This is a genomic window from Robertkochia marina, from assembly GCF_004799345.1.
Lineage (GTDB): Bacteria > Bacteroidota > Bacteroidia > Flavobacteriales > Flavobacteriaceae > Robertkochia > Robertkochia marina.
Genome location: NZ_SSMC01000001.1, coordinates 869,830 through 894,183, shown reverse-complemented (window position 1 = coordinate 894,183; position 24,354 = coordinate 869,830). Strand labels below are relative to the sequence as shown.

Here is a 24,354-nt window from a genome sequence, read left to right as displayed (position 1 = left end):
CTAAAACCCTCTTTCTTTCTGGATCTGTTCGTAGGCTTTTTGTACCTGCCTGAACTTATCTTCGGCCCCTTTTTTAATGGCTTCATCCTGAGAGCGTACTTTATCGGGGTGATATTTTTTCACCATCTGACGATAGGCTTTCTTGATCTCAGCTACTGAAGCCGTAGATTCTATTTCAAGGATCTTATAGGCGTTATCGGCAGAATTGACAAACATGGCCTTAACACTTTCAAAATCCCGGTAACTTATGCGAAAGAATCCGGCTATTTCAAGGATCTTCCCGCTTTCTTTCTCACTAACGGCGCCATCTGCCGCGGCAATACCGAAAAGAAAGTGAATGAGCTGCAACCTGACCGCGTACCCCAGCTTTGTGTTTAGGTACAAACAAATACGACGGGCATTAACCTCCCGGTTTTTAACCACCTCATTAAAGGTTCGGAAAATGGCATTCGCCTTTTCTTTTCCGTAGGTAGACACAAAATACCTGCGTACATAATCGAGTTCTGTGGTGTTCACCCGGCCATCAGCCTTGATCACAATAGAGCAAAGAGATAGAAGATTTAATTCAAAATCTGCCGGACTCACCTCATTACCCCGGCTGCCAAAAATAGTTCCGGGATCTACCCGCGAAACCTTAATGCCATCAATAAAGCTCCCAATAAAAAATCCGAGTACGGCTCCCGGAAAACGATATAGAAGGAAACCAATAAATGCGCCTATCCATTTATACATAGTAGTACTTTGAGAGTTCAAATATAGTGTTTCTGAAAAGTAGTTTACAGTTTGCTGTGTGCAGTTTGCGGTATTAGATGTAAGAGCCGAAGCAAGCCTGCTCCCTATGACCTGAAAACCAATCCGGGAAAAGAAAAAATGACCCTGCAGGTGTATGTTTTTCCATATATTTGCGACATCTTATTTGAGATAAAATTTACTGAGTCCGTCTCAGATCAAACTAAACAAAGGAAATATATGTATCCAGCAGAATTAGTACAACCCATGAAGGAAGACCTGACATCGGTTGGGTTTACAGAATTATTAACTGTAGAAGATGTTGATAAGGCTATCGCAAAAGAAGGAACTACACTGATCGTGGTAAATTCAGTTTGCGGATGCGCAGCGGCAAATGCGAGACCGGGAGCTAAAATGAGCCTTCAAAACACTAAAACTCCTGATAATCTTTTCACCGTTTTTGCCGGCTTTGATCGTGAAGCCACTGATAAGGCAAGAAGTTACATGCTTCCTTTCCCTCCATCATCTCCGAGCATGGCTCTTTTCAAAGACGGCGAGCTGGTTCACATGCTTGAGCGTCATCATATTGAAGGAAGACCTGCAGAAATGATCGCAGACAACCTGATGGAAGCTTACAACGACTTTTGCTAATCAGCTCTGAAATAAATCATTACAAAAAGCCACGTTCATTACGTGGCTTTTTTATCCCCCTTGACCTGCCACCAACATGCAACAAAACATTTTATTCATTTGTACCGGCAATTACTACCGCAGTCGGTTTGCCGAAATCATGTTTAACCATCTAACCAACCATGTCGATCATGGGGTGACTTCCTTTTCAAGAGGACTTCAATTATGGAGCGGTAACAAAGGTCCTTTATCGAAACACACCATGACCTATATGGAACAAAAAGGGATCGACATTACTGAGCACCTTCGTTTACCCCTTTCATTAAGCCTTAGAGACCTTAAAGAAGCCACAAGGGTCATTGCCATGGACCGAAAGGAACACTTTGTGCTCATGCAGGAAAAATATCCGGAATGGGCAGAGCGCATTGAGTACTGGAGCTTTGAAGACGATTATATCAAAGACCCGGCCCTGGTACTTCCGGCCCTGGAGAAAGAGGTAGTGAAACTTGTTGAAGCCATCAAATTGCCCTATTTTCAACCCGCAGATAAATGATGTTATGTTGAAACTCATCTCCTATCCATTAACGGTCATTTACTACTTTGTTTTTGGGCTCCTTTTGGTGATATTCCATCCGATTCAATGGTTTTGCCTGAATGTTTTTGGATACCAGGCACACAAAAAGAGTGTTGATTACCTCAACCTTGGGCTAACCCGCTGCCTGTTGATCCTGGGTAATTGGGTAAGCTTCAGAAACACACAAGAAACTCCGGCGGATAAACCAACCATTATTGTTGCCAACCACCAAAGCATGTACGACATCCCGCCTATTATTTGGCATATGCGCAAATATCACCCGAAGTTTATCAGCAAGAAAGAACTGGGCAAAGGCATTCCCAGTGTTTCCTATAATCTTCGTCACGGAGGTTCTGTACTCATCAACCGCAGAAATAGTGATCAGGCGTTAAGGGAGATCAAAAAGATCGCAGCCTACGCTAACCAGCACAGGCGATCGGTGGTTATTTTTCCTGAAGGAACCCGAAGTAGCGAGGGCAGGATGAAAAAGTTTAAACGTTCCGGTTTGAAGACCCTGATCGAGGATATGCCGGAAGCCCGCATCATTCCGATCAGCATCAATAATTCATGGAAAACTGTGCGTTACGGAGCCTTTCCCATGGGTGTCGGCAACCACATTACCTTTGATGTTCACCCCTCGGTAGAGGTGAGCAGTACAGATACCGAAACCCTGATAGATCAGATAGAAGAAACTATAATTTCACGTATAGGCAATAATGAGTAATAGCGAGATCATAGAGAAGACCATAGCCTTTGTTAAAGAAGCGCTGACGAATGCCGAGGGCGGACACGATTGGTTTCATACCCAAAGAGTTTTTAAAAGTGCCCTTTTTATCGCCAAAGACGAAAAAAAGGCTAATCCTCTTATTGTGGGACTCGGTGCTCTTTTACACGACATAGCCGACTCTAAGTTCCACGAAGGAGATGAAACCGTAGGTCCGGAAATGGCTTCCGGTTTTCTTCACGAGCTTGGCGTTGAAGAGGAGGTTATTCAGCATGTGGTAAAGATCATAGAAAACATCTCTTTTAAAGGAGGTAACTTCGCGCAAAAGTTCAGGTCTGTTGAGTTAGACATCATACAGGATGCCGACAGGCTCGATGCCCTGGGAGCTATTGGTATTGCCAGGACGTTCAACTACGGCGGCTTTAAGAACAGACCTTTATACGACCCTGACATTCCGCCCAGGCTCAATATGAGCAAGGAAGAATATAAAAACCACAAGGCTCCCACAATTAATCACTTTTACGAAAAACTGCTCCTGCTCAAAGACCGCATGAACACTAAAACAGGAGTGAAGTTAGCTGAAGAGCGCCATAGATTCATGGAAGATTTCCTTGAACAATTCTATGCTGAATGGGAAGGAAAACGTTAAGAATACAAACCAAGCTCTTTTCCCAGGGCGATCAGACCTTCATAGGGATCTCCTTCCATTTTTAACAGAAACGCAAAGGCTTCTTCTGTAGACTTCCCTTTTTGTTTCAAAGCTTTTAGTGTTGGTTCACTTCCCTTTAGTTGATGCTGAAGAAGGTGTTTTTCAACTAACAGATGTCTGTAAGCATCCTGATGAATTACCGGAACATCCTGCCCGAAAATTTCAAAAGGCAAGTCTATATATTGAAACCTGGCAATAATCACAGCCTTCCCTTTGATCAATTTTTCTTTGATATTAAAACTCTTTTCCTGATCAAAAAAGGCTGTAACTGCTTTCTTAAAATGATCGTGATCGTCAACCTCGCATAGAATATCAAGATCACTTTCAGGCCCTGCAAGGTCCAGGGGAAAGGTTCCTGCAAGCACCGGATCAAAATGACGAAGGCGCTCGAAAACCCGCAGCTCCCGAAGCGCCTTGTATACTTTTTGCTGACTCAGACTGCCATTGAGCAGATAGCCGGGGTCAACCATATTCATTTGATTATTCTCCTTTAAATTCAGGTTTGCGCTTTTCCAGAAAGGCGGTTGTACCTTCCTTGAAATCTGCGGTGCCAAAACTGGCTCCAAATCCATCGATCTCTGCCTTGTAACCTTCCCGGTTAAATCCGGCATTGACCACGCCTATAGCCGTAGCAATAGCCTTAGGCGAGTTTTTAGCGATCCTGCCGGCGATCTTCTTGCAAAGCGGCAATAGCTCTTCCTGGGCTACCATATGATTTACCAGGCCCCAAAGATGCGCCTGTTCTATACCGATCATATCACCTGTCATGATCATTTCCATTGCCCTTCCCTTTCCAACGAGCTGGGGTAAACGCTGGGTACCTCCATAACCGGGAATGACCCCTAAGGTTACTTCAGGAAGTCCCATCCTAGCATTATCAGTAGCTATTCTGAAGTGACAAGCCATAGCGAGCTCAAGCCCCCCACCAAGGGCAAAGCCATTTATCGCAGCAATGACCGGGGTTGATAACTGCTCGATAAAATCAAACAGAACCTCCTGACCCTTTGCGGCAAGAAGCGCCCCTTCTTCTTTGGAAAAATGAGCAAATTCAGAAATATCGGCCCCTGCAACAAATGCCTTAGAACCCGATCCGGTAATAATAATTGCCCTGATATCAGTATCCTGATCAAACTCTTTGAAGGCCGTGTGTAGCTCACTAATGGTCTCACGGTTCAAAGCGTTCAGTTTAGACGGCCTGTTGATAGTAATAACTGCAATGTGTTCTTCTTTTTCAGTAAGAATATTATTGAATTCCATATCGTAATTTTTATCAGATTGATACTTTTACTATGAACGTAATGAAGTGGTGTCCGGCTCAGACTTTGGGAAAGCTCACCGTAAAAACGGATCCCTTCTGTGGTACAGACGTAAAGGTAATACTTCCTTGATAGGTTTCCACAATATTTTTAACCATTCCCAGGCCAAGCCCCATGCCACTGGTCTTGGTGGTAAATTTGGGTTCGAAGATCAATTCTTTCATATCTTCTTCAATACCCATCCCGTTATCTGCCACAGAGATCTTCACCTTGTTTTCCTGTGAAAATACGCTCACCACGACCTTAGGATCACGGTCTTCAGGGATGGCCTGAATGGCATTTTTCAAAAGATTGGTCACGATCCTGATCAATTGGGTCCTGTCCAGTTTTGCAATGATCTCTTCTTCATCGCTTACAAAGGTAATGTAGTCTTCGTGAAAAATATCCAGGGCAAGCCGTACCACCTTAACTACATTAAGAGTTTCGTTCTGTTGGGCCGGCATATCCGCAAAATTGCTGAATGCCGAAGCAATATTGCTGAGCGTGTCTATTTGTTGTATCAGGGTATCTGCAAATTGCTGAAGTTTTTCCCGGGCATCGGGGGCTTTAGGATCGAACCTCATCTGAAAACTTTGCAAACTGAGCCGCATGGGGGTCAACGGATTTTTGATCTCATGGGCTACCTGCCTGGCCATTTCTCTCCAGGCCTGTTCCCGCTCACTTTTAGCCAGGAGGGCTGCACTCTCGTCGAGTTCGTCGATCATGCTGTTATAGGCATCAACCAGGGCACCGATCTCTTCACTGGGATCTTCCAGGTATATCTTTTCATTTTTCTTACTCAGCCGTGTCTCATCAAGTTTCTTAATAATGGTTTTAAGCGACCTGGTAATATAACTTGATATCAGGTAGGCCAGAAATACTGCAAGGGCAAGAATGATCAGGATACCGCCCCCCTGTCGCATAAGGAATTCTTTCAGCTCGTAATTACTAAAGCTGTTGTCTTCAAAATACGGAATGTTTAAGATCCCTATAGGTTTGAACCGCTTATCGAGGATATAACTGTAAGAGGACTGATAGCGCCCGCCGGCTGCCGACTTTTTCTCCACATATCGTTTTCCCAGTGTAGGATGGGAACCGGAGCTTTCACGAAGATTCTTCAAAACGACCGGAGAGAGTTTTACAAAAATGGAATCATCTTCATAAACAGGTGGCCTGGAGCTCTTGATCAGATTGCCCTGAAGATCGAAGATATTGAAGTTAAGGTTTTGTATATCGGCTATGTCATAAATATCATCCTTAAAGATGAATTTTAAGTTCTCGGTCTTCACCTCATAGGTGGTTTCTTCTAACACATAGTTAATATGTGCCTGTACCTGCTCTTCCTTTCTTTCAAGACGATCTTTATGATAATCTACATTTTGTTCCCGGTATTGATAAATAGTGAGTCCCGCAAAAAATATAGATGCAATGATCACCAACAGGATCATGGTCAGGAAAATGCGAAATCTCAGAGAAAGCTTGTTATACACCAATATCAGTTTTCGGGTATTTCATCAACAATTGCGCCAATCAGGCTTCCGGATTGCGTTTACGAATATTCTTATAGAGCTTGATACCAAGCATCAGCAGAACGCCTAAACCAATAATTCCTACCACCCCGAAAACCCAGTTAATGGTACTTTTAAGGATCACCAGAAAAACCACTGCAAAAAGAATAATGGTTGCCCCCTCATTCCAGATGCGCATAAAGGCAGAAGAATATCGTACATGCCCGCTTTGAAGCTCTTTAAACATTTGATGCGTCTTCATATGGTATACGTACAGCAGTACTACGAAACCAAGTTTAACCAGCATCCAGCTCTGGGTGATCCATCCGGGAATGATGATCAATAGCCATAAGGCAAATATCGAGGCTAATACAGCAGACGGCCAGGTAATGATATACCATAAACGTTTGGCCATCAACGCCAGTTGTTTTCCAAGGATCTCCCTGTCAGGAGAGGGTTTCTTAGAAGCTTCGATCTGATAAACAAATAACCTTGGGATATAAAAAAGCCCTGCAAACCAAGTGGTCACAAAAATGAGGTGCAGGGCTTTTATATAATTATAGTATTCGGCCATTATCTATTTGATATTCAGATACTCCAGGTTCTTATTATTGAATTCCTGATTAAAGTTATCTATTTCCTCATCAACTACCGCATTGAATTTCTTTAATTCTTCGCGGATCTTTACAGACAACTCATCCTTCACGGCGATATCCTGGGCTGTTGGAGGAAAATCATCTATAGTTACCAGGCTGTTCAGGTGCGCCAGCTTATTAGTAAGCCTGATCGGGAAATTCAACGGATCCTGGTTACTTCTGTTCTGCGTCTGATAAAGTGCCTTCTCAACCTCTCCTAATTTTTCCTTCATCCCTTTAGCCTTTTCAACCAGGTCTGAAACCTCTTCCATATCACCGTAACGGTTAACAAAGGTATCTAACTGCTCATTGATCTTTCTGATCTTTTTAATGGTTTGATGAGCCTCATCAACGGTAGCATTCACCTCTTCCACAAATTCAAATTGCTCCTGCATTTGAGCTACCGTCACTTCTGAGCGTGGATCAGGAAGAATCGTGAGGGCCTGCTCCTGCTCTTTTCCGTTAACATTGAGAACCACACGGTATTCTCCGGGAACAGCTTTTGCCCCTTCCAGGCTGGCCCACCATAAGATCATCCCTTTTAATTTCTCAGCACCTTCATAACGTGTATCCCAAACAAAGGTGTTACCCCCGGCTTTCAGATCTTTCAGCTTGTTCTCTTTATGGAAAGTACTATAGGTTTTTATGGTGTCTCCTGCTTTTTCAAGGAAGGTCAGAGAAACAGAATCCTTTTTGGCATCGAAACTCTTCAGGTAAAAATGAGTGATCACCCCGTTAGGCATATTCGTACCTGCCGAATTAGATTCGCGACCGCCACGACCTCCAAGTCGATAGCTGTCACGTGGCTTGTAAAGTACAGCCTCCTTACCTTCAAGATCTTTATTCAATTGATGCAGTACCGTAAGATCATCGATCATCCAAAGGCTTCGCCCCTGGGTAGCCACGATCAGGCTGTTGTCTTTAATAGCAAGATCGGTAATTGGAACCACCGGAAGATTCAACTGGAAAGGAGTCCAGTTTTTACCATCATTAAACGAAATATACATTCCGGTTTCTGTACCGGCATACAACAATCCTTTACGGTTTGGATCTGCCCGCAGTACCCTGGTAAAATGTTCTCCGTTGATTCCATCGGTGATGGTTTCCCAGCTTTTACCATAATTTGTAGTCTTGTATAAGTATGGCTGAAAATCACCTTCCTTATAAAGTGTACCTGCCACATAGCAGACAGCCTCGTCAAAAGGAGAAGGCTCAATACTATTGATCATTAACCATTTTGGCGCTTGTTTTGGAGTAACATCTTCCCAGTTTTGACCTCCGTCACGGCTTACATGTACCAGTCCGTCATCACTTCCTACCCAAAGAAGACCTTCTTTAAGCGGACTCTCATTAGCTGCAAAAATGGTACAGTAGTACTCAACACCGGTATTATCCTGGGTGATAGGACCTCCGGAAGATTTTAATTTCTCAGGATCATTACGGGTAAGATCAGGACTGATCACCTCCCAGCTTTGACCTTCATTCTCGGTAACATGTACATGGTTTGAAAAGGTATACAGACGGTCCGGATTATGCTTACTGAACAAGATGGGGAAGTTCCATTGAAAACGGTACTTCATTCCCTCAGCACCGTAACCCATAGGGTTGTCAGGCCATACGTTAACTGCCCGGGTAGAACCCGTTTCATGGTTTACACGGGTAAGAAACCCTCCGTAGCTACCCCCATAAACAACGTCGTCGTTCTCAGGGTCTACAGCAATATGGGCAGATTCACCCCCGGCGGTAGACTCCCAATCGTCTTCGCTAATGCTGCCATCTTCGGTGCGATGTGCGATTCGAATGGTAGAGTTATCCTGTTGGGCTGCATAAATTCTGTATGGAAAATGGTTGTCTGTAGTAACCCTGTAAAATTGTGAAGTAGGTTGGTTATGATAAGTACTCCAGGTATCTCCCCCATCATAGGAAACCTGTGCTCCACCATCGTCACCGATGATCATTCGTTGTGGGTCTTCCGGTGCTATCCACAGATCGTGATGATCTCCGTGAGGAGCATTACTGCCGCTAAAGGTCTTACCGCCGTCTTTTGATTTGTGGTAAGAAACATTCATCACATATACCACATCTTCATCCTGGGTATCTGCATAGATCCTTGAATAATACCATGCACGCTGACGCAGGCTGCGACTATCATTAATGTGATCCCAGGTTTCTCCGCCATCTTCAGACCTGTACACCCCTCCGTTCTCTTTATTCTCTACGATGGCCCAAACCCGGTTTGAGTTTACCGGAGATACGGTAACCCCGATAATACCAAGGGTACCTTCAGCAAAACCTTCGTTAGTTGATATCTCTTTCCAGGTTTCTCCAGAATCGGTACTTTTCCATAGTGAAGAACCTTCCCCACCACTGCTCAGACTGTACGGAGTTCGTTGTACTCTCCAGGTAGAGGCGTATAAAATTCTCGGGTTGTTCGGATCCATGATCAGATCAACCGCTCCGGCCATATCGTTAGCAAACAGAGTCTTTTTCCAGGTTTTTCCGCCATCAGTACTTTTATATACCCCTCTATCCTGGGTAGGTTTGTAGATATTACCCAATACTGCCGCATATACCGTATTATGATCTTCCGGATGTACAACAATGCGAGGCACGTGGCGGCTTTTATCCAAACCTGCCTTACTCCATGTTTTTCCGGCATCTACACTTTTCCAGATCCCATATCCAGAAGAAACATTTCCACGTACGGTTTTCTCTCCCCCGCCGGCATAGATCACATTGTGATCGCCACGGGCTACAGTGATAGCACCGATACTGCCCCCGAAGAACCCATCAGAGATATTCTCCCAGCTTCGGCCTCCGTCTTCAGTTTTCCAGATACCGCCACCGGCAGCTCCAAAATAATACAGGTTAGGCTTTCCCGGAACCCCTGTCACGGCAGCAGAACGCCCGCCACGAAAAGGACCCACCAAACGGTAATCAAGAGAACTATAAAGGTCTTCTGTAAATTCAACTTTATTTTTTTGTGCCTGAGAAGGCATAAAGGTAAGTATACACAGGAGCATAACCAGGCCCCTCAGCATAGGTAGAGTTCGCATTTTTAAGTTTGTTAGAGTTAGGGGCTCAATTTAAAAATTAATTATGAATCGCTACTAATTCTTACCAATTTCGTGCGGACTTCCTTATGCAAATAATATCCGGTTACCAGGGTTGATAAAAGATCTGCGATAGAAAAAGAGATCCATACCCCAAATTCTCCTAAAAATTTTGGCAGGATAAGCACCAGGGGAATAAAGAAGAACCCTTGTCTCGTAAGGGTTAAAAAGAGTGCGGGACGTGCTTTCCCGACTGCCTGAAAATAGGCCGAACCTATAAGCTGGACAACCACTATGGGGGTAGCTGCAAAAACCCAGCGCATAGCATCAGGAGTTTCTCTGAGCACCTCAACATCATCGGTAAAAACCCGGGTGATCTGTTCAGGAAAGGCCATGATCAGTGCAAAAACCAGCAACCCTAAAAGAGCTGCGTATTTTATGGCCGTGCCAATAGACTCCTTTACCCTGTCGTATTGGTGGGCCCCATAGTTATAGCCGGCAATCGGCAAAAAGCCCTGGGTAATTCCAAGTACAGGGAACAGGGCAAACATGAGCATTCTCCCGATAATGGCATATACGGTAATGGAAGATTCTCCCCCCAGATCGAACAGAATATTATTTACAAAAAGATAGGTAACACTTACCACAGCCTGGCGAGCCAGGGTGACTCCTCCCAGGGAAGCTATTTCTTTTACCAGTGAGAAATCCAGGCCGAGATGCGACCAACTGATCTTTAATTCGGAATGCTTTGAAAGGAAGAACCAAAATATATAAACAAAGCACAGGAGGTAAGAACCGGTGGTTGCCCAGGCGGCTCCATACATACCAAGATCCATCACATTGATCAAAAGGTAGTCTAAGATCAGGTTCCCTACCGAGGGTATGATCATGGCGACCATGCCGAAGCGGGGTTTACCTTCAGCGCGTATCACGTTATTCCCCATCATGCATAGCGCCAGAAAAGGTACTCCGTACAGCACGATCAGGTAATAGATCCTTGCGGGTTCGAATATGGCTCCCTTTCCGCCGAATCGCGGTATGATCTGATCGGCCCAGGCAATACCTGCAAAAACCAGAATACTGGTCAGCACCAGGGTAAGCACCAGCTGGTTACCAAAGGTTTTTAGGGCTTTGTCCTTATTTTTTGCTCCTAATGCTCTGGAAATAATGCTTGCCCCCCCGATACCGATGGACATACCCAGGGCAGCAATGAAAAAAGAGACCGGCAACACTACGTTGATCGCTGCAATAGCCACAGAGCCTATCCAGTTACCAACAAAAATGGTGTCAACCAGGATATTCAGAGACATGACAAGAATCCCGATGGAAGCCGGCACAGCCTGCTTGACCAACAGACCTCCAATAGGCTCTGTACCCAGCTCTTCCGAAGAAATTTTTGCCATGAAATTACTTGTTAGTTCACCCTGACCTCAGGCTGATGAGCCCACTCATCTACCCACCTGGCGATAACCTTCACCCAGGCTTCATTGTCGTTCAGACAGGGAATGAGGTGAAACTCTTCACCCCCGCGTTCTTTAAATTCTTCATCTGCCTCTAAACCGATCTCTTCCAGGGTTTCCAAACAATCAGAAACGAAAGCAGGGGTGACGACAGCCAGTTTTTTAAGTCCTTTCTCTGCGAATCCGTTAATGGTTTTATCAGTGGCGGGTTTCAGCCATGGATCGATTCCCAGACGTGACTGGAAAGAAGTGGAATAAGTTCCCTGTTTTAATTCCAGGTATTCTGCCACCTGCCGCGTAGTTTCATAACACTGGTGCCTGTAACAGTATTGGTGGGCAGGTGAAGGAGTTTTACAACACTGACCGTCAATGCGACAATGCGACTTAGTAATATCTGATTTTTTGATATGTCTTTCCGGCACCCCGTGATAAGAAAAGAGCAGGTGCTCCCAATCTTTACCCTCCAGGCTGTCCCTGATCGATTCTGCCAACACTCTGACATAATCCGGATGGTTATAAAAGGCAGGCACATTGGTAAAGCTCATTTCAGGAAAGTGTTGCTTACGCACCTCTTCAGCCAGCACCAAAATGGTTTCGGTGGTGGCCATGGCAAATTGCGGATATAACGGCATCAAAAGAACCTCCTTGACTCCTTTATCATAAAGCTCCTGTAAACCGGCCTTTATAGATGGATTTCCGTAACGCATAGCCAATACTACAGGTACGGCAGTCATATCATCTACCTTGTCGCGAAGTCTTTCAGATAATACAATAAGAGGCGAACCTTCATCCCACCAGATCCTGGAATAGGCCTCAGCAGATTTTTTAGGCCTTGTGTTCAGTATAATTCCTTTAACGATAAGGGTTCTCAACCACTTTGGAAGATCGATAACCCTGCCATCCATAAGGAACTCATCCAGGTAGCGTTTTACATCTTCGGGATCGGTTGAATCGGGTGATCCGAGGTTTACCAATAATACTCCTTTCATACAGCAATTCTTTTGACACAAAGTTAAGACTAATTCAAAAACCTTCTTGACCCATGCCCCATTGAAATTTTATAACCGAATAGACATGACCAATACTTACTCTTCAGATCGCAAACACCACTGAATGCCCCCCAAAATATGACTCTCAACAAGGGGTTCACCAAAGGCAGCATCACTATGCCCAAAGCCTGTATAAAAACTGCGACCCCCATCAAACTCATGACACCATGCAATAGGGTGAAAAGAACCGTTTGTTCCTCCCCGATAGCTTGATTCATCCAACATCAAAAGTACATGAAGATCAGCATGAAGAGATTTAAAATTATACCATTCATCCATTCTTGACCAGGAGTCAGGCAGCATATTTGTTGAAGGATGCTCATGGTCACGAACTACAACAGTTGCTTGCTGCGGTTCCGGATGACTTTCAAAATACCCACCTACCAGGGCACCATACCATCTCCAATCGTATTCAGTATCTGCGGCAGCGTGAATACCCATAAAACTCCCTCCTTCCCGAATGTACGACTCAAAGGCGTTTTGTTGAGCCATATTCAGCACATCACCGGTTGTTGACAAAAAGATCACCAGGGCATATCTCTTTAAATTCTCTGTATTGAACTTTTCAGATCTCCCGGTATGGTCTACCAAAAACCCATTACCTTTTCCAAGCCGCCTGATCAGGGCAACTCCTTCAGAAATAGAGCCATGTCTATAGCCCTCTGTTTTTGTAAACACCAAGACTTTTTTCGGGCCCTCATCGTCTCCCGCCTGAAAGGCACTCACTTCGCCGGAAAAGAGACCTGTAAAACACAAAAAGATAAAAAGCCTGAAAGTTTGCGAGATCATAGCCTAACCATTGTTTAGGGAGGTAATATATTTTTTAGGAGTGGTGCCGTATTTCTTTTTAAATGCCGCAATGAAATGACTGGAAGTACTGTACCCTACTTTTAAACCCACCTCATTCACATTATGCTCACCACTTTCAAGCATTTTTCGCGCTACGGCCATCTTGTAATCAAACAGGAAACTGTAAACCGAATCTCCATAGATCTGCTTAAAGCCTTCTTTGAGCTTTTTAAGGTTGAGCCCTATCTCCTCAGACAATTCCTGCAATCCGGGCGGGTCGGTCATACGGGCAATGATGATATCCTTGGCTTTTTTGATACGCCTTACGTTATCTTCATCAACCAGGAACGGACATTGTTCGGTATCGGCGTCTTCAGGTTTGTTCAGGTAAAGCCCTAATAGTTCATAAACCTTTCCTTTCAGATAAAGCTTTTTAACCGAAGGATGCAGATTGCAATTAATGACCTGGCTTAATACTACCGCCATGGCGGGGTTTATAGGTGCCGTATTATAGTATTTCTTGTCCATATTCTCTTCACTCAGGAAGGTAATATAACCGGCCTCCATTGAAAAAAGAGAATGAAATTTTTTGATACTTATCAAAATTGAAACCACCCAGGTATTGGCAGACAGGTCAAGATGAATAGGAAGGTCTCGTTTTGGGTTGTATAGAAGCAGAGAGTCATCCTCTTTGAGAGGTATGGAATAATTGCCCTTGTTAAACAAAAAACCGCCTTCACCCTTTAGGCAAAAATGGAATTGAATGAACCTGCTGTTCACCTCCCTGGTATATTCTGATATGGTGTCACCATCATTACGATTAATAAGCATTACAAACCCCTCTTCAAACTGAAATTCGACCGGGGTACCTGAAGCGATATTTTTTTCCTGGCTCATAAGTAGTTTTCTAGTGTATTTTATTTAGAATTGTTCTAAACTAAAATTCACACTTCCTTTGTGAATCCTTCAAAATTAAGGGTTTTCGGATAAATTATACGTAAAAAACAGGCAAATCACTTACAGCGATATAAAAAGTACTTTCAGCGTTATTTTTTTACTGACAGTCGTCATATTTTTGCAGTTCAATTCGGAATTAACTGAATGAAGGCATATAACATCTCTAAACACAGTTCGTTTTACGTCGTAGGATTGAGTTATAAAAAAGCCGATGTGCATACACGCGGTATTTTCAGTCTCAACGAAGAATCGAGAACTAATTTATTGCGTCAGGCAAAATCATCAGGTATTGACGGTATTCTTGTTACTTCTACCTGTAACAGAACCGAATTATTCGGTTTTGCACAACACCCTTTTCAGCTTATTCAATTACTTTGCGGGAACACCCAGGGAACGGTAGAGGAGTTTCAAAAGGTAGGATACGTTTACAAAAACTATGAGGCTATCAACCATATGTTTCGGGTAGGAACAGGTCTTGACAGCCAGATCCTGGGAGATTTTGAGATCATAAGCCAGATCAAACAAGGTTTTTATGCCTCCCGGGAAGAAGATATGACTAACCATTTCCTGGAACGTTTGTGCAACTCGGTTATCCAGGCCAGCAAACGAATTAAGAATGAAACCGAATTATCTTCGGGAGCCACTTCAGTAGCCTTTGCTTCGGTTCAATATATCCTGTCTAAGGTTCCTAATATTTCAGAAAAGAACATTCTTTTATTCGGAACCGGAAAGATCGGAAGAAATACCTGTGAAAACCTGGTAAAGCATACAGACAACGATCATATTGTACTGATCAATCGTACACGGGATAAAGCAGAAAAGGTGGCCGGAAAGTTCAATCTTCTGGTAAAGGAGTACGGAGAATTGCAGGAAGAGATACGAAAAGCCGATGTTTTGGTCGTGGCTACGGGGGCACAACACCCCACGGTATCAGGCGACCTGATCCATACTTCAAAACCTTTACTGGTACTTGACCTTTCCATTCCAAGAAACGTTGATGATAATGTCGGTAACTTAGAGAATGTAACCCTGGTACACCTGGATCAATTATCCAAAATGACCGATGATACTCTGAAACGTCGGGAAAAATACATTCCAAAAGCCGAAGCGATCATTTCAGAGGTAGAGGGTGATTTCAAAAAATGGCTGGAGACCAGAAAATTTGCTCCGACCATCAAAGCTTTGAAAAAGAAGCTCAAATCAATCCAGGAAGCAGAGATTGACAATCAGCGCAAAAAGATCAAGGACTTCAACGACGAACACGCTGAGATCCTCAGTGATCGTATCATACAAAAAATCACCACACATTTTGCCAACCATCTGCGGGAAAGTCCGAACAGCTCGGATGAAAGCATTGAACTTATCAAGAAAGTGTTTCAACTAGAAACTTCTAAATGAATAAAATAATACGAATTGGTACTCGCGACAGCGAGTTAGCCATGTGGCAGGCCAGGCATGTGCAGCAGAAATTAGAGGCCCTGGGGTACCAAACATCGCTGGTGCCGGTAAAATCAACAGGAGATATTGTTCTTGACAAACCTTTATACGAGTTGGGTATTACAGGAATCTTCACAAAAACCCTTGATGTTGCCCTGCTCAAAGAAGAGATCGACATAGCCGTGCACAGCATGAAAGACGTGCCCACGGCCCTGCCTTCAGGCATCGTCAAAGCAGCTGTACTCAAGCGCGCCAATTCGAACGATATCCTGGTAGTAAAGAACGGCACTGAATTCCTGGACAGTAAAAAAGGTCATATAGCCACCGGAAGTCTCAGGAGAAAGGCCCAATGGTTAAGCAGGTACCCAAAGCATCAGGTATCTGACCTCAGGGGAAATGTGAACAGCAGGATGAGGAAACTCGAAGAAAACCCATGGGATGGCGCTATTTTTGCCTCAGCTGGTCTGGAACGCATTAACCTGAAACCGGAAAATGCCATCTCCCTGGACTGGATGGTTCCTGCTCCCGCGCAAGGGGCTATGATGATAGCAGCCCTGGAAAAAGACCAAGCCTTGCTCAAGGTATTGCATAAACTGAACGATTACGAAACAGATATCTGCACGACCATTGAACGTGATTTTCTGAGAACCCTTGAAGGAGGTTGTACCGCACCTATCGGAGCCCTTGCTACCGTAGATGTTGATTATCTTCATTTTAAAGGGGTTCTTCACTCCCTTAACGGAAAACAGAAGGCAGAAATTGAAAAGAAGGTGCTCATCGAAAATATAGAAGGCCTCGGAGCCATTTGCGCAAGGGAAATTTTAATGAATGGTGGAGACGCCATTATGAAAAAAATTAAGAAAGCCTTAGCCAACTAGGGCACATAGTTCTGTAAGCCATGAGTAAACCCATTCGCATTCTCAGCACGAAGGTTTTGACGCCCCCGCAGAAGGAGCGCCTTTTGCATGCGGGATTTGCAGTGGTGGAACATTCATTTATCAAGACCAACCCCGTTAATTTTACTGCACCGGCCTTTGTAGAAAAGGGCATTATAACCAGTATGAATGCTATTGACCCTTTGGTGGAGAGGGGAATAAAGATCGGGAAGTGTTTTTGTGTTGGTCAAAAAACAGCTGCAGCCCTCAGGGAAGCAGGTTATAGCCCGGAGGTTTGCGCAGAATCAGGAGCGGCACTTGCCCGGATATTGATCGAGAAGTACCGGGGCGAAAACTTTCATTTCTTTGGCACGGACTCAAGAAGAAACGAACTTCCCGAAATGCTAAGCAACAATGACACACCCTTGACGGAGATACATGTGTATGAAACCGTTTTAAACCCGGCTAAGGCACCCGGTAAATTTGACGGAATACTGTTCTTCAGCCCAAGTGCTGTGGCATCCTATCTGCAAGAAAACACCCTGAACGATTCGATCGCCTTTTGTATTGGGCCCACCACAGCAAAAAGCCTCGATAAGCATCATGCAGAAACAGTAATAGCAAACACCCCCACCGCAGAACGCCTTATTCTTGAGGTAATCAAGTATTTTAAGAAACAAAAAGACCACAATTTAGACCCACGAATATGATAAAGAACGATCTGTTTTTAAAAGCCCTGAAAGGAGAAGAGGTTTCCAGACCACCGGTATGGATGATGCGACAGGCCGGGAGATACCTGCCCGAGTTTATGGCTTTAAAAGAAAAATACGACTTTTTTACCCGATGCCGTACTCCGGAGCTCGCAGCCGAGATCACTGTACAACCCATCCGGATCGTTAAACCCGATGCCGCTATCCTCTTCTCAGACATCCTGGTAATTCCCCAGGCGATGAACATCGAGGTAGAAATGAAAGCAGGAGTAGGCCCTTGGCTGCCTTCGCCAATTCGTTCTGCAAAAGATGTTGATCAGGTTATTGTTCCGGATATCGATGAAACCCTCGGTTATGTGATGGACGCCATAAAGCTTACCAAGGAAATGCTTAATGATGAAGTTCCACTGATCGGATTTGCCGGTTCTCCCTGGACCATTCTTTGTTATGCCGTAGAAGGTAAGGGTTCAAAAAGTTTTGATACTGCAAAAAGCTTTTGTTTCTCGCAACCCGAGGCAGCCCACCAACTCCTCCAAAAGATCACTGATACCACTATTGCCTACCTGAAGAAAAAGGTAGCCACGGGGGTGAATGCCGTTCAGGTTTTTGATTCCTGGGGAGGAATGCTATCACCGGAAGACTACCAGGAATTTTCCTGGCCTTATATCAACCAGATCGTCGAAGCCTTATCTCCTTTAACGGAAGTTATTGTATTTGGAAAAGGCTGCTGGTTCGCCATGGACACCATGGCAAAAAGCAAGGCCAGCGCCCTTGGAGTAGATTGGACCTGCTCTCCTGAGACGGCAAGAAAACTTACCGGAGGCAACATCACCCTACAGGGAAATTTTGATCCTTCCAGGTTGTTTACACCCATTCCTCAGCTTAAAAAGATGGTTCACGAAATGATCGATCGCTTCGGAAAAGATAAATACGTGGTGAACCTGGGGCACGGTATTTTACCCACGGTACCGGTAGACCATGCAAAAGCCTTTATAGAGGCAGTTAAAGAATACAACTCCTGATGAACGCCCCCTTAAAACTTTTAAGGATCATTCAATGGAGACAACTTAAAGGGGTGGCCGGATTTTTTTTCCGACACCCCATTCTTTTTTTAAGCGCTCTTCCGGCTACCTGGCAATGTGTTTCCATTTGTGACCGCAAGTTTGGAAACACCCATCATAAAGACAATAAGGCCAATGCTTTCAGACACGCCTTATGGAATATGCTTTTGGTACGCAATGCCTTACTATGTTGCAGCAATTCCATGACTTCTGAGGCATGGGCAAAAGAACTTACCGACTGGCATGAAGATTTTTCTCCCAATCGCGATCTTGCCAGGGCAATGGACCTGCACAATAACCAAACAGGAAGGCTCTTATACCGTGAAAAATTCGGGAAGAAACCAGTAAAAAATCAACAAATCACTCAAGCCTTATTACCTTTGTTGAAGGATGCAAAAAAATTGAAGGACTCTCAAATGACCATGAATCATGCCCCTCTTCAATTGTTGTATCTTAACACATAGCAAAAATGAAAGATCAGTTTTACGCATATATTCAAAAGCTGCAGGATGAGATCACTCAATCGCTGGAGCAAATAGACGGAAAAGCAAAATTTCAACAAGATCTATGGAATCGAGAGGGCGGCGGTGGCGGTCGCACCCGTGTTATTGAAAATGGCAATGTTTTCGAAAAAGGAGGTGTAAATATATCTGCCGTGCACGGCCCGCTACCTCCGGCAATGCAGCAATATTTTAAGGTGGGAGATGTTGATTTCTTCGCCTGTGGATTGAGCCTTGTGATCCACCCGAAAAATCCCTTTGTACCTACCGTACATGCCAACTGGAGATATTTTGAAATGTACGACAAAGACGGGAAGGTGATCGATAGTTGGTTTGGAGGCGGACAGGACCTTACTCCTTATTACCTCTTTGAAGAAGATGCCGAGCATTTTCATACCGTCTGCAAAACGGCCTGTGATCAGCATCACCCTGATTTCTATAAAGACTTTAAGGAAAAGTGCGACAACTACTTCTTTAATAGTCACCGTAATGAAGCAAGAGGAATTGGCGGGTTGTTTTTCGATTACTGCAGGGCCAATGAGAACATGTCTATCTCAGACTGGTACAGCTTTGTTACCGAAGTTGGAGACAGTTTTTTAAAGGCTTATGTTCCTATTGTAGAAAAAAGGAAAGACCTTCCTTTTACACCCAAGAACAGAACCTGGCAGGAGATACGAAGAGGGAGGTATGTTGAATTTAACCTCGTCCACGACAAGGGTACCTTATTTGGACTTAAAACCAACGGACGAATTGAAAGTATCCTCATGAGCTTACCTCCTCACGTACAATGGGTCTATGACCACCATCCTGAACCGGGTTCAGAAGAAGAAAAACTCATTAAAGTACTTGAAAACCCTGTAACCTGGGTTTCCTGAATTTAAAAACATCAACTCATGTATCCTTTACGCAGAAACCGAAGACTAAGAACCACTGAAGCCATCCGCTCCATGGTAAGAGAAACGACCCTCTCTCCTGCCAATCTTATGGTACCTCTTTTTATCACAGAGGGCAAGCAGGTAAAAGAAGAAATTGCTTCCATGCCTGGATATTACAGGTATAGCCTGGATCTGTTAAAAAAAGAAATACAGGATTTATACCAAAGAGGCCTGCGCTCAGTACTCCTGTTCGTGAAGGTACCTGACAACCTTAAAGACAACAAGGGAACTGAAGCCCTCAACCCTGATGGTTTAATGCAGCGTGCTATTAAGATGGTCAAGGAAACTGTTCCTGAAATGCATGTATATACCGATGTAGCCCTTGACCCCTACTCCAGTTACGGACATGACGGCATCGTAGAGAACGGAAAGATCTTAAATGACCCCACTGTGGAAGTACTGTCACAAATGGCCGTAAGTCATGCCCGGGCAGGTGCCGACTTTGTTGCACCCAGTGATATGATGGACGGACGAATCTATGGGATCAGACAGGCATTAGAGACTGAGGGCTTTTATGATACCGGCATCATGAGCTACAGTGCTAAATACGCCTCCGCATTCTACGGCCCCTTCCGTGATGCCTTGGATTCGGCACCGGGATTTGGAGACAAAAAAACATATCAGATGGATCCGGCCAACAGGATGGAAGCCCTGCGGGAAACCTTTATGGACATTGAAGAGGGAGCCGATATCGTCATGGTCAAACCAGGGTTGTGTTATTTAGATATTGTTCGTGATATCAGGGAACAGGTTACAGTACCCGTGGCAGTGTACCAGGTAAGTGGAGAATACGCTATGATCAAGGCGGCAGCAGAAAAAGGCTGGCTGGATCACGATGCTGTCATGATGGAGCAAGCCACCGCCATAAAACGTGCAGGAGCTGATATCATTGCAACTTATTTTGCTAAAAACATCGCCGAATTATTATAAACCACCATTGATGTCTAAATTTAGCCTGCTAACCCTCATCATAATTCTCAGCATGAATATTTCAGGATACTCTCAGAAGGCCGAGGTAAAAGCTGCCTTTCTTGAAAAGTGGAATAACTCATCTGCATATCTCATTGAGATGGCAGAACAAATTCCTGATTCTTCCATGGAGTATCGACCAACGTCAAGACAGATGACCATCAGAGAGCAATTACTCCATATCCGTTCTAATATGCTTTGGCTGGGTGATACTTATTTCAATACAAACGATGTAAAATCTCCCAATAAGGAGAACCCCTCAAGCAAGCAAGAGCTCGTACTTGCACTCAAGGAAAGTTTTAAGAGGGTTGCCACTCTTGTAGAGGCTTCAGATCCTGCAAGGCTTCAGGAAGAGGTGGAGTTTTTTGCAGGCCCTAAAACACGGCTGCAAATTCTAAACTTACTGCAAGACCATGTAACCCATCACCGGGGCCAATTAATTGTTTATATGAACCTGTTAAACATAGAGCCGCCCAGATATAGCGGTTGGTAACAGGCATTCTCTATTTTATTAGTAAATTAGCTATAAAGCAACTACCACTCAAATGACCTTACTCATTTTATTTGCCCTGCTTTCTATTTTTTTCTCATTCCTGTGTTCCATCCTGGAAGCTGTGTTCTTAAGCATCACACCCACGTACATTAATGTATTGAAACAGGAAGGAAAGGGGTATGCCTTTACACTTGAGGAGTTAAAAAAAGATATTGATCAACCCTTGATTGCCATACTTACCCTTAATACCATTGCCCATACTGTGGGAGCTATCCTGGTGGGAGTTCAGGCTGAAAAGCTGCCTTATTCCATCGATTTTTTCGGTGTTAACATGGTGGGTGTAGTTTCGGCCATCATGACATTTCTGATCCTTGTGGTTTCTGAGATCATACCAAAAACCCTTGGGGCCACCTATTGGAAACAGCTGGCCAATTTTACGGCAAAGACCCTAAAACTTCTAATCATTCCCTTAAAATACACCGGTCTCCTTTGGTTTATGCAGCTTACCACTAAACTTATTGGAGGAAAAGGTGCCCATGCCTCTGTTTTTCAGCGGGAAGATTTTACAGCCATGGCAGATATCGCACATGAAGAAGGAGTTTTTGAGGAATCAGAATCTAAGGTGATCAAAAACCTGGTTCAGTTTAACCAGATACAAGCAAAAGATATCATGACTCCGAGAACGGTCATGAAAACTGCCTCGGAAGATCAACCCATTGAAAAGTTCTTTGAAGAAAATCCGCAATTGCGATTTTCCCGAATACCTATCTATCAAGACAAACCCGACAATATCACAGGTTTTGTTTTAAAAGACCAGGTACTGGAAGAAATGATCAACGGGAACGGAAAAGAAAAGCTCAGCGCTCTCAAAAGAGACATTTTGGTAGCCAAACGAAATATCCCTATTCCTAAATTGTTTGAGAAGTTTATTGAAAACAAGGATCATATTGCCCTCGTAGTAGATGAATATGGCTCTATTGGAGGTCTGGTGACCATGGAAGATATCATTGAAACACTGTTAGGGCTGGAGATCGTTGATGAGAGCGATAATGTAGAAGACTTGCAATTACTGGCTCGTCGTAACTGGCAAATTCGGGCCGAGCGAATGGGAATACTTGAAAACCCGGAAGAAACGGAAGACAATGTACCGGGCATCGATTAACACCCCTATAGGAACTGCTATTCTGGAGGGTACCGAACAAGGATTAAGCCGCTTTACACTTTCAGAAGAAGAGGCTACTCATACAAACATCCCGCCCTGTCTTGAGGAACCCATCCGTCAGATCACTGAATATTTTAACGGGCAACGCACCACCTTTTCGCTTCAGCTGGTTCCAAAGGGCACCCCCTTTCAAAGGTCTGTTTGGACGGCTCTTGAAAAAATTCCCTATGGTTCTACGGTCTCGTATGCCGAACTTTCAAAAAAACTCGGAGATATTAAAGCGATCAGGGCCGTGGCTGCCGCCAATGGAAAGAACCCGTTATGGATCATTATTCCGTGCCACAGGGTGATTGGCAGCGATGGCTCACTTACCGGATATGCAGGCGGCCTCTGGAGAAAGAAATGGTTGCTATCTCATGAACAAGGGTTTTCACAAACCACGCTATTTTAACCTGGATATTAGCCGATAAAATTGACTATCCCTTTAACCCCTCAATTGAGTTTGAGAGGCATCAGTTACAATTTATTTCACTGAAATCGAAGACCTCATTTCTCACCTTACTTATAGAAACTGAATTATTGAATAATGCAAACTTATCAATTCCATGCCCTGTAGATCTTGCGGAAACTTCCATGGTGTAAACGCCCGGAGCATCAAAAACAACAAAGACATCATGGGGATCGTTATCACTGGTTTTTGCCTGCCATTTAAATCCAAGGTCACCACCTCCCCGATACACCTTTAACCAGCCATCGCCAGATGCACCCTCGGGGTTAGGCTCCTTTCCGGTACCTAAAGGATATACCCTTAGGCCGTCTTTTTCTCCATAAAAGTCGGCTGCATCGGCAAAACGCAGCCAGGTATCATTATGCTCAGAACCCTTGTCACCAATTGTAACGGCCGACTTCCAAATAAAGCGATAAGTGCCCGGTGCTGAGATGTTAATTCTATACGAAGTGCTACCATTACCGGGTTGATTGAAATATTGACGATTTTCCCAAACCATATATCCTGATCCGGAAATACCTGGTAAATCATTTTTAAGTACCCACCCTTCAGGAAAAACAGCAGCCTCGAATTCAACGAGTACCAGTCCATCAGACTCCTGGAAAATATATGAAGATGGATCATTACAATCTGGATTCAAAAGACATCCCTGTGAATTTACCGAAGCACCTTCAGGAGTATTAGGGCATTGATCAGAATCATTGCTGATACCATCGTTATCATCATCCAACTGACTTGCTGCACATCCCTCAGCATTCACATTAGCTCCCTCAGGGGTTTCAGGACATTGATCTACATCGTCGCTGATACCATCATTATCATCATCCAACTGACTTGCTGCACATCCTTGAGCATTCACATCAATACCCTCAGGCGTTTCAGGGCATTGATCTAAATCGTTGCTGACACCATCATTGTCATCATCCAATTGACTTTCCGCACAACCTTGTTCATTCACATTAGCTCCCTCAGGAGTTTCAGGACATTGATCCAAATCGTTGCTGATGCCATCATTATCATCATCTAATTGACTTTCGGCACAACCCTGCCCATTCACACTGGATCCCTCGGGGGTTTCAGGACATTGATCCAAATCGTTGCTGATGCCATCATTGTCGTCATCCAACTGACTTTCCGCACAGCCTTGCTCATTCACACTGGCTCCCTCGGGCGATTCCGGGCACTGATCAAGGTCATTGGCAATACCGTCCTTATCGTCATCATTGCCTGCAGAACCATCACCACCGCCGGAGCCACTACTCCCGTCTCCTCCATTACCACCATCAGAACCTCCTGAATCGCCACCACCCGAAGCATCGTCCCCGGAACCTTTATCATCATCAGGTGGAATAGGAGTTTCTGTTTGTTCTGGGTTTTCGTTATCCGGAATAACATCATCCTTGCCGCAGGAAAGGGTGATGCTCATTACTGTAAATAGTGCAAAAACGATCGTCTTAAATGCAGGAAAAAGTTTAAGTTTCATGCTGCAAAGTTTAACAAAATAAAATGAAAACCGCTCTGTAAATTCCTGATTTTGTGGGTTTTATACGATTAACTACAGTTTTAAACCTACGTCTGAAAGAGAAAAAGAA

25 protein-coding genes are annotated in these 24,354 nt (G+C 44.2%); 14 read left to right on the top strand and 11 right to left on the bottom strand.

Annotation, left to right across the window (positions count from 1 at the left end; translation table 11 throughout):
- A complete protein-coding gene (locus tag E7Z59_RS03650; RefSeq protein WP_136334923.1) occupies window positions 1-732 on the bottom strand; it encodes a TerB family tellurite resistance protein in 732 nt (243 codons plus the stop codon).
- 237 nt (window positions 733-969) lie between these two features.
- Between E7Z59_RS03650 and E7Z59_RS03645 the strand changes: the two genes are divergently transcribed.
- From E7Z59_RS03645 to E7Z59_RS03630, 4 genes are all read left to right on the top strand, one after another.
- A complete protein-coding gene (locus tag E7Z59_RS03645; protein ID WP_136334922.1) occupies window positions 970-1,380 on the top strand; it encodes a BrxA/BrxB family bacilliredoxin in 411 nt (136 codons plus the stop codon).
- Window positions 1,381-1,456: 76 nt separating this feature from the next.
- Window positions 1,457-1,912: an arsenate-mycothiol transferase ArsC gene (locus E7Z59_RS03640; protein WP_136334921.1), complete on the top strand. Its 456-nt coding sequence runs from the start codon at window positions 1,457-1,459 to the stop codon at window positions 1,910-1,912.
- A 4-nt stretch (window positions 1,913-1,916) separates the two neighbouring features.
- Window positions 1,917-2,657, top strand: a complete 741-nt coding sequence (locus E7Z59_RS03635) for a lysophospholipid acyltransferase family protein (RefSeq protein ID WP_136334920.1) — start codon at window positions 1,917-1,919, stop codon at window positions 2,655-2,657.
- Window positions 2,650-3,306 carry an HD domain-containing protein gene (locus E7Z59_RS03630; protein WP_136334919.1) on the top strand — a complete coding sequence of 219 codons (657 nt, stop codon included), beginning with the start codon at window positions 2,650-2,652 and terminating at the stop codon, window positions 3,304-3,306. The genes E7Z59_RS03635 and E7Z59_RS03630 overlap by 8 nt, the downstream gene beginning before the upstream one ends.
- Here the strand turns inward: E7Z59_RS03630 and E7Z59_RS03625 are convergent.
- The 9 genes from E7Z59_RS03625 to E7Z59_RS03585 form a co-directional block, all read right to left on the bottom strand.
- Complete coding sequence (locus E7Z59_RS03625) at window positions 3,303-3,842, bottom strand: DUF4269 domain-containing protein (protein WP_168731233.1); 540 nt, start codon at window positions 3,840-3,842, stop codon at window positions 3,303-3,305. The two genes, E7Z59_RS03630 and E7Z59_RS03625, sit on opposite strands and share 4 nt — an antisense overlap.
- A 4-nt stretch (window positions 3,843-3,846) precedes the next feature.
- Window positions 3,847-4,623 (bottom strand): enoyl-CoA hydratase/isomerase family protein, encoded by a 777-nt coding sequence (locus E7Z59_RS03620; protein WP_136334917.1) that lies wholly within the window; start codon window positions 4,621-4,623, stop codon window positions 3,847-3,849.
- A 58-nt stretch (window positions 4,624-4,681) separates the two neighbouring features.
- Window positions 4,682-6,109: a sensor histidine kinase gene (locus E7Z59_RS03615; RefSeq protein WP_136335504.1), complete on the bottom strand. Its 1,428-nt coding sequence runs from the start codon at window positions 6,107-6,109 to the stop codon at window positions 4,682-4,684.
- Between the two features lie 82 nt (window positions 6,110-6,191).
- A complete protein-coding gene (locus E7Z59_RS03610) occupies window positions 6,192-6,743 on the bottom strand; it encodes a CopD family protein (RefSeq protein ID WP_136334916.1) in 552 nt (183 codons plus the stop codon).
- Between the two features lie 3 nt (window positions 6,744-6,746).
- Window positions 6,747-9,860: a VPS10 domain-containing protein gene (locus E7Z59_RS03605; protein WP_136334915.1), complete on the bottom strand. Its 3,114-nt coding sequence runs from the start codon at window positions 9,858-9,860 to the stop codon at window positions 6,747-6,749.
- Window positions 9,861-9,901: 41 nt separating this feature from the next.
- Window positions 9,902-11,260: an MATE family efflux transporter gene (locus E7Z59_RS03600; protein ID WP_136334914.1), complete on the bottom strand. Its 1,359-nt coding sequence runs from the start codon at window positions 11,258-11,260 to the stop codon at window positions 9,902-9,904.
- Between the two features lie 11 nt (window positions 11,261-11,271).
- Entirely contained in the window at window positions 11,272-12,306 is a 1,035-nt protein-coding gene (gene hemH, locus E7Z59_RS03595; RefSeq protein WP_136334913.1) for a ferrochelatase, read from the bottom strand.
- Between the two features lie 96 nt (window positions 12,307-12,402).
- A complete protein-coding gene (locus E7Z59_RS03590) occupies window positions 12,403-13,155 on the bottom strand; it encodes a ThuA domain-containing protein (RefSeq protein ID WP_136334912.1) in 753 nt (250 codons plus the stop codon).
- Window positions 13,156-13,158: 3 nt separating this feature from the next.
- A complete protein-coding gene (locus tag E7Z59_RS03585) occupies window positions 13,159-14,052 on the bottom strand; it encodes an AraC family transcriptional regulator (protein ID WP_136334911.1) in 894 nt (297 codons plus the stop codon).
- A gap of 204 nt (window positions 14,053-14,256) precedes the next feature.
- Here E7Z59_RS03585 and hemA point away from each other — a divergent pair, with 204 nt between their 5' ends.
- Genes hemA through E7Z59_RS03535 form a run of 10 tightly spaced genes read left to right on the top strand, consistent with a single transcriptional unit; the run spans window position 14,257 to window position 22,705 of the window.
- On the top strand, window positions 14,257-15,510 hold the full coding sequence (gene hemA / locus E7Z59_RS03580; RefSeq protein ID WP_136334910.1) for a glutamyl-tRNA reductase: 1,254 nt from the start codon (window positions 14,257-14,259) through the stop codon (window positions 15,508-15,510).
- Complete coding sequence (gene hemC, locus E7Z59_RS03575; RefSeq protein WP_136334909.1) at window positions 15,507-16,427, top strand: hydroxymethylbilane synthase; 921 nt, start codon at window positions 15,507-15,509, stop codon at window positions 16,425-16,427. Before hemA ends, hemC begins: the two co-directional genes overlap by 4 nt.
- A 20-nt stretch (window positions 16,428-16,447) precedes the next feature.
- Window positions 16,448-17,134, top strand: a complete 687-nt coding sequence (locus E7Z59_RS03570; RefSeq protein ID WP_136334908.1) for a uroporphyrinogen-III synthase — start codon at window positions 16,448-16,450, stop codon at window positions 17,132-17,134.
- Window positions 17,131-18,156, top strand: a complete 1,026-nt coding sequence (gene hemE, locus E7Z59_RS03565) for a uroporphyrinogen decarboxylase (RefSeq protein ID WP_136334907.1) — start codon at window positions 17,131-17,133, stop codon at window positions 18,154-18,156. Before E7Z59_RS03570 ends, hemE begins: the two co-directional genes overlap by 4 nt.
- Complete coding sequence (locus E7Z59_RS03560; RefSeq protein WP_136334906.1) at window positions 18,156-18,659, top strand: DUF6973 domain-containing protein; 504 nt, start codon at window positions 18,156-18,158, stop codon at window positions 18,657-18,659. Before hemE ends, E7Z59_RS03560 begins: the two co-directional genes overlap by 1 nt.
- Window positions 18,660-18,664: 5 nt before the next feature.
- On the top strand, window positions 18,665-19,570 hold the full coding sequence (gene hemF / locus E7Z59_RS03555) for an oxygen-dependent coproporphyrinogen oxidase (protein ID WP_136334905.1): 906 nt from the start codon (window positions 18,665-18,667) through the stop codon (window positions 19,568-19,570).
- 18 nt (window positions 19,571-19,588) lie between these two features.
- The gene (gene hemB / locus E7Z59_RS03550) at window positions 19,589-20,560 is read left to right on the top strand and encodes a porphobilinogen synthase (protein WP_136334904.1); all 972 of its coding nucleotides are present in this window, start codon (window positions 19,589-19,591) and stop codon (window positions 20,558-20,560) included.
- Between the two features lie 10 nt (window positions 20,561-20,570).
- Window positions 20,571-21,092 carry a DinB family protein gene (locus E7Z59_RS03545; RefSeq protein WP_136334903.1) on the top strand — a complete coding sequence of 174 codons (522 nt, stop codon included), beginning with the start codon at window positions 20,571-20,573 and terminating at the stop codon, window positions 21,090-21,092.
- A gap of 52 nt (window positions 21,093-21,144) precedes the next feature.
- Complete coding sequence (locus tag E7Z59_RS03540; protein ID WP_136334902.1) at window positions 21,145-22,254, top strand: CNNM domain-containing protein; 1,110 nt, start codon at window positions 21,145-21,147, stop codon at window positions 22,252-22,254.
- A complete protein-coding gene (locus tag E7Z59_RS03535) occupies window positions 22,235-22,705 on the top strand; it encodes a methylated-DNA--[protein]-cysteine S-methyltransferase (protein ID WP_136334901.1) in 471 nt (156 codons plus the stop codon). The genes E7Z59_RS03540 and E7Z59_RS03535 overlap by 20 nt, the downstream gene beginning before the upstream one ends.
- 61 nt (window positions 22,706-22,766) lie before the next feature.
- On the opposite strand, the gene E7Z59_RS03530 is transcribed toward E7Z59_RS03535, so the two are convergent.
- The gene (locus E7Z59_RS03530; RefSeq protein WP_136334900.1) at window positions 22,767-24,245 is read right to left on the bottom strand and encodes a thrombospondin type 3 repeat-containing protein; all 1,479 of its coding nucleotides are present in this window, start codon (window positions 24,243-24,245) and stop codon (window positions 22,767-22,769) included.
- Window positions 24,246-24,354: the final 109 nt, after the last annotated feature.

Coding starts and splice junctions, on each gene's coding strand:
- E7Z59_RS03560 (WP_136334906.1), top strand. CDS start 18,156: ATGAACGCCCCCTTAAAACTTTTAAGGATCATTCAATGGAGACAACTT.
- E7Z59_RS03605 (WP_136334915.1), bottom strand. CDS start 9,860: ATGCGAACTCTACCTATGCTGAGGGGCCTGGTTATGCTCCTGTGTATA.
- E7Z59_RS03585 (WP_136334911.1), bottom strand. CDS start 14,052: ATGAGCCAGGAAAAAAATATCGCTTCAGGTACCCCGGTCGAATTTCAG.
- hemC (WP_136334909.1), top strand. CDS start 15,507: ATGAATAAAATAATACGAATTGGTACTCGCGACAGCGAGTTAGCCATG.
- E7Z59_RS03600 (WP_136334914.1), bottom strand. CDS start 11,260: ATGGCAAAAATTTCTTCGGAAGAGCTGGGTACAGAGCCTATTGGAGGT.
- E7Z59_RS03630 (WP_136334919.1), top strand. CDS start 2,650: ATGAGTAATAGCGAGATCATAGAGAAGACCATAGCCTTTGTTAAAGAA.
- hemF (WP_136334905.1), top strand. CDS start 18,665: ATGAAAGATCAGTTTTACGCATATATTCAAAAGCTGCAGGATGAGATC.
- hemH (WP_136334913.1), bottom strand. CDS start 12,306: ATGAAAGGAGTATTATTGGTAAACCTCGGATCACCCGATTCAACCGAT.
- hemB (WP_136334904.1), top strand. CDS start 19,589: ATGTATCCTTTACGCAGAAACCGAAGACTAAGAACCACTGAAGCCATC.
- E7Z59_RS03545 (WP_136334903.1), top strand. CDS start 20,571: ATGTCTAAATTTAGCCTGCTAACCCTCATCATAATTCTCAGCATGAAT.
- E7Z59_RS03650 (WP_136334923.1), bottom strand. CDS start 732: ATGTATAAATGGATAGGCGCATTTATTGGTTTCCTTCTATATCGTTTT.
- E7Z59_RS03640 (WP_136334921.1), top strand. CDS start 1,457: ATGCAACAAAACATTTTATTCATTTGTACCGGCAATTACTACCGCAGT.
- E7Z59_RS03620 (WP_136334917.1), bottom strand. CDS start 4,623: ATGGAATTCAATAATATTCTTACTGAAAAAGAAGAACACATTGCAGTT.
- E7Z59_RS03610 (WP_136334916.1), bottom strand. CDS start 6,743: ATGGCCGAATACTATAATTATATAAAAGCCCTGCACCTCATTTTTGTG.
- E7Z59_RS03570 (WP_136334908.1), top strand. CDS start 16,448: ATGAGTAAACCCATTCGCATTCTCAGCACGAAGGTTTTGACGCCCCCG.
- E7Z59_RS03530 (WP_136334900.1), bottom strand. CDS start 24,245: ATGAAACTTAAACTTTTTCCTGCATTTAAGACGATCGTTTTTGCACTA.
- E7Z59_RS03625 (WP_168731233.1), bottom strand. CDS start 3,842: ATGAATATGGTTGACCCCGGCTATCTGCTCAATGGCAGTCTGAGTCAG.
- E7Z59_RS03635 (WP_136334920.1), top strand. CDS start 1,917: ATGTTGAAACTCATCTCCTATCCATTAACGGTCATTTACTACTTTGTT.
- hemA (WP_136334910.1), top strand. CDS start 14,257: ATGAAGGCATATAACATCTCTAAACACAGTTCGTTTTACGTCGTAGGA.
- E7Z59_RS03645 (WP_136334922.1), top strand. CDS start 970: ATGTATCCAGCAGAATTAGTACAACCCATGAAGGAAGACCTGACATCG.
- hemE (WP_136334907.1), top strand. CDS start 17,131: ATGATAAAGAACGATCTGTTTTTAAAAGCCCTGAAAGGAGAAGAGGTT.
- E7Z59_RS03615 (WP_136335504.1), bottom strand. CDS start 6,109: ATGATCCTGTTGGTGATCATTGCATCTATATTTTTTGCGGGACTCACT.
- E7Z59_RS03535 (WP_136334901.1), top strand. CDS start 22,235: ATGTACCGGGCATCGATTAACACCCCTATAGGAACTGCTATTCTGGAG.
- E7Z59_RS03590 (WP_136334912.1), bottom strand. CDS start 13,155: ATGATCTCGCAAACTTTCAGGCTTTTTATCTTTTTGTGTTTTACAGGT.
- E7Z59_RS03540 (WP_136334902.1), top strand. CDS start 21,145: ATGACCTTACTCATTTTATTTGCCCTGCTTTCTATTTTTTTCTCATTC.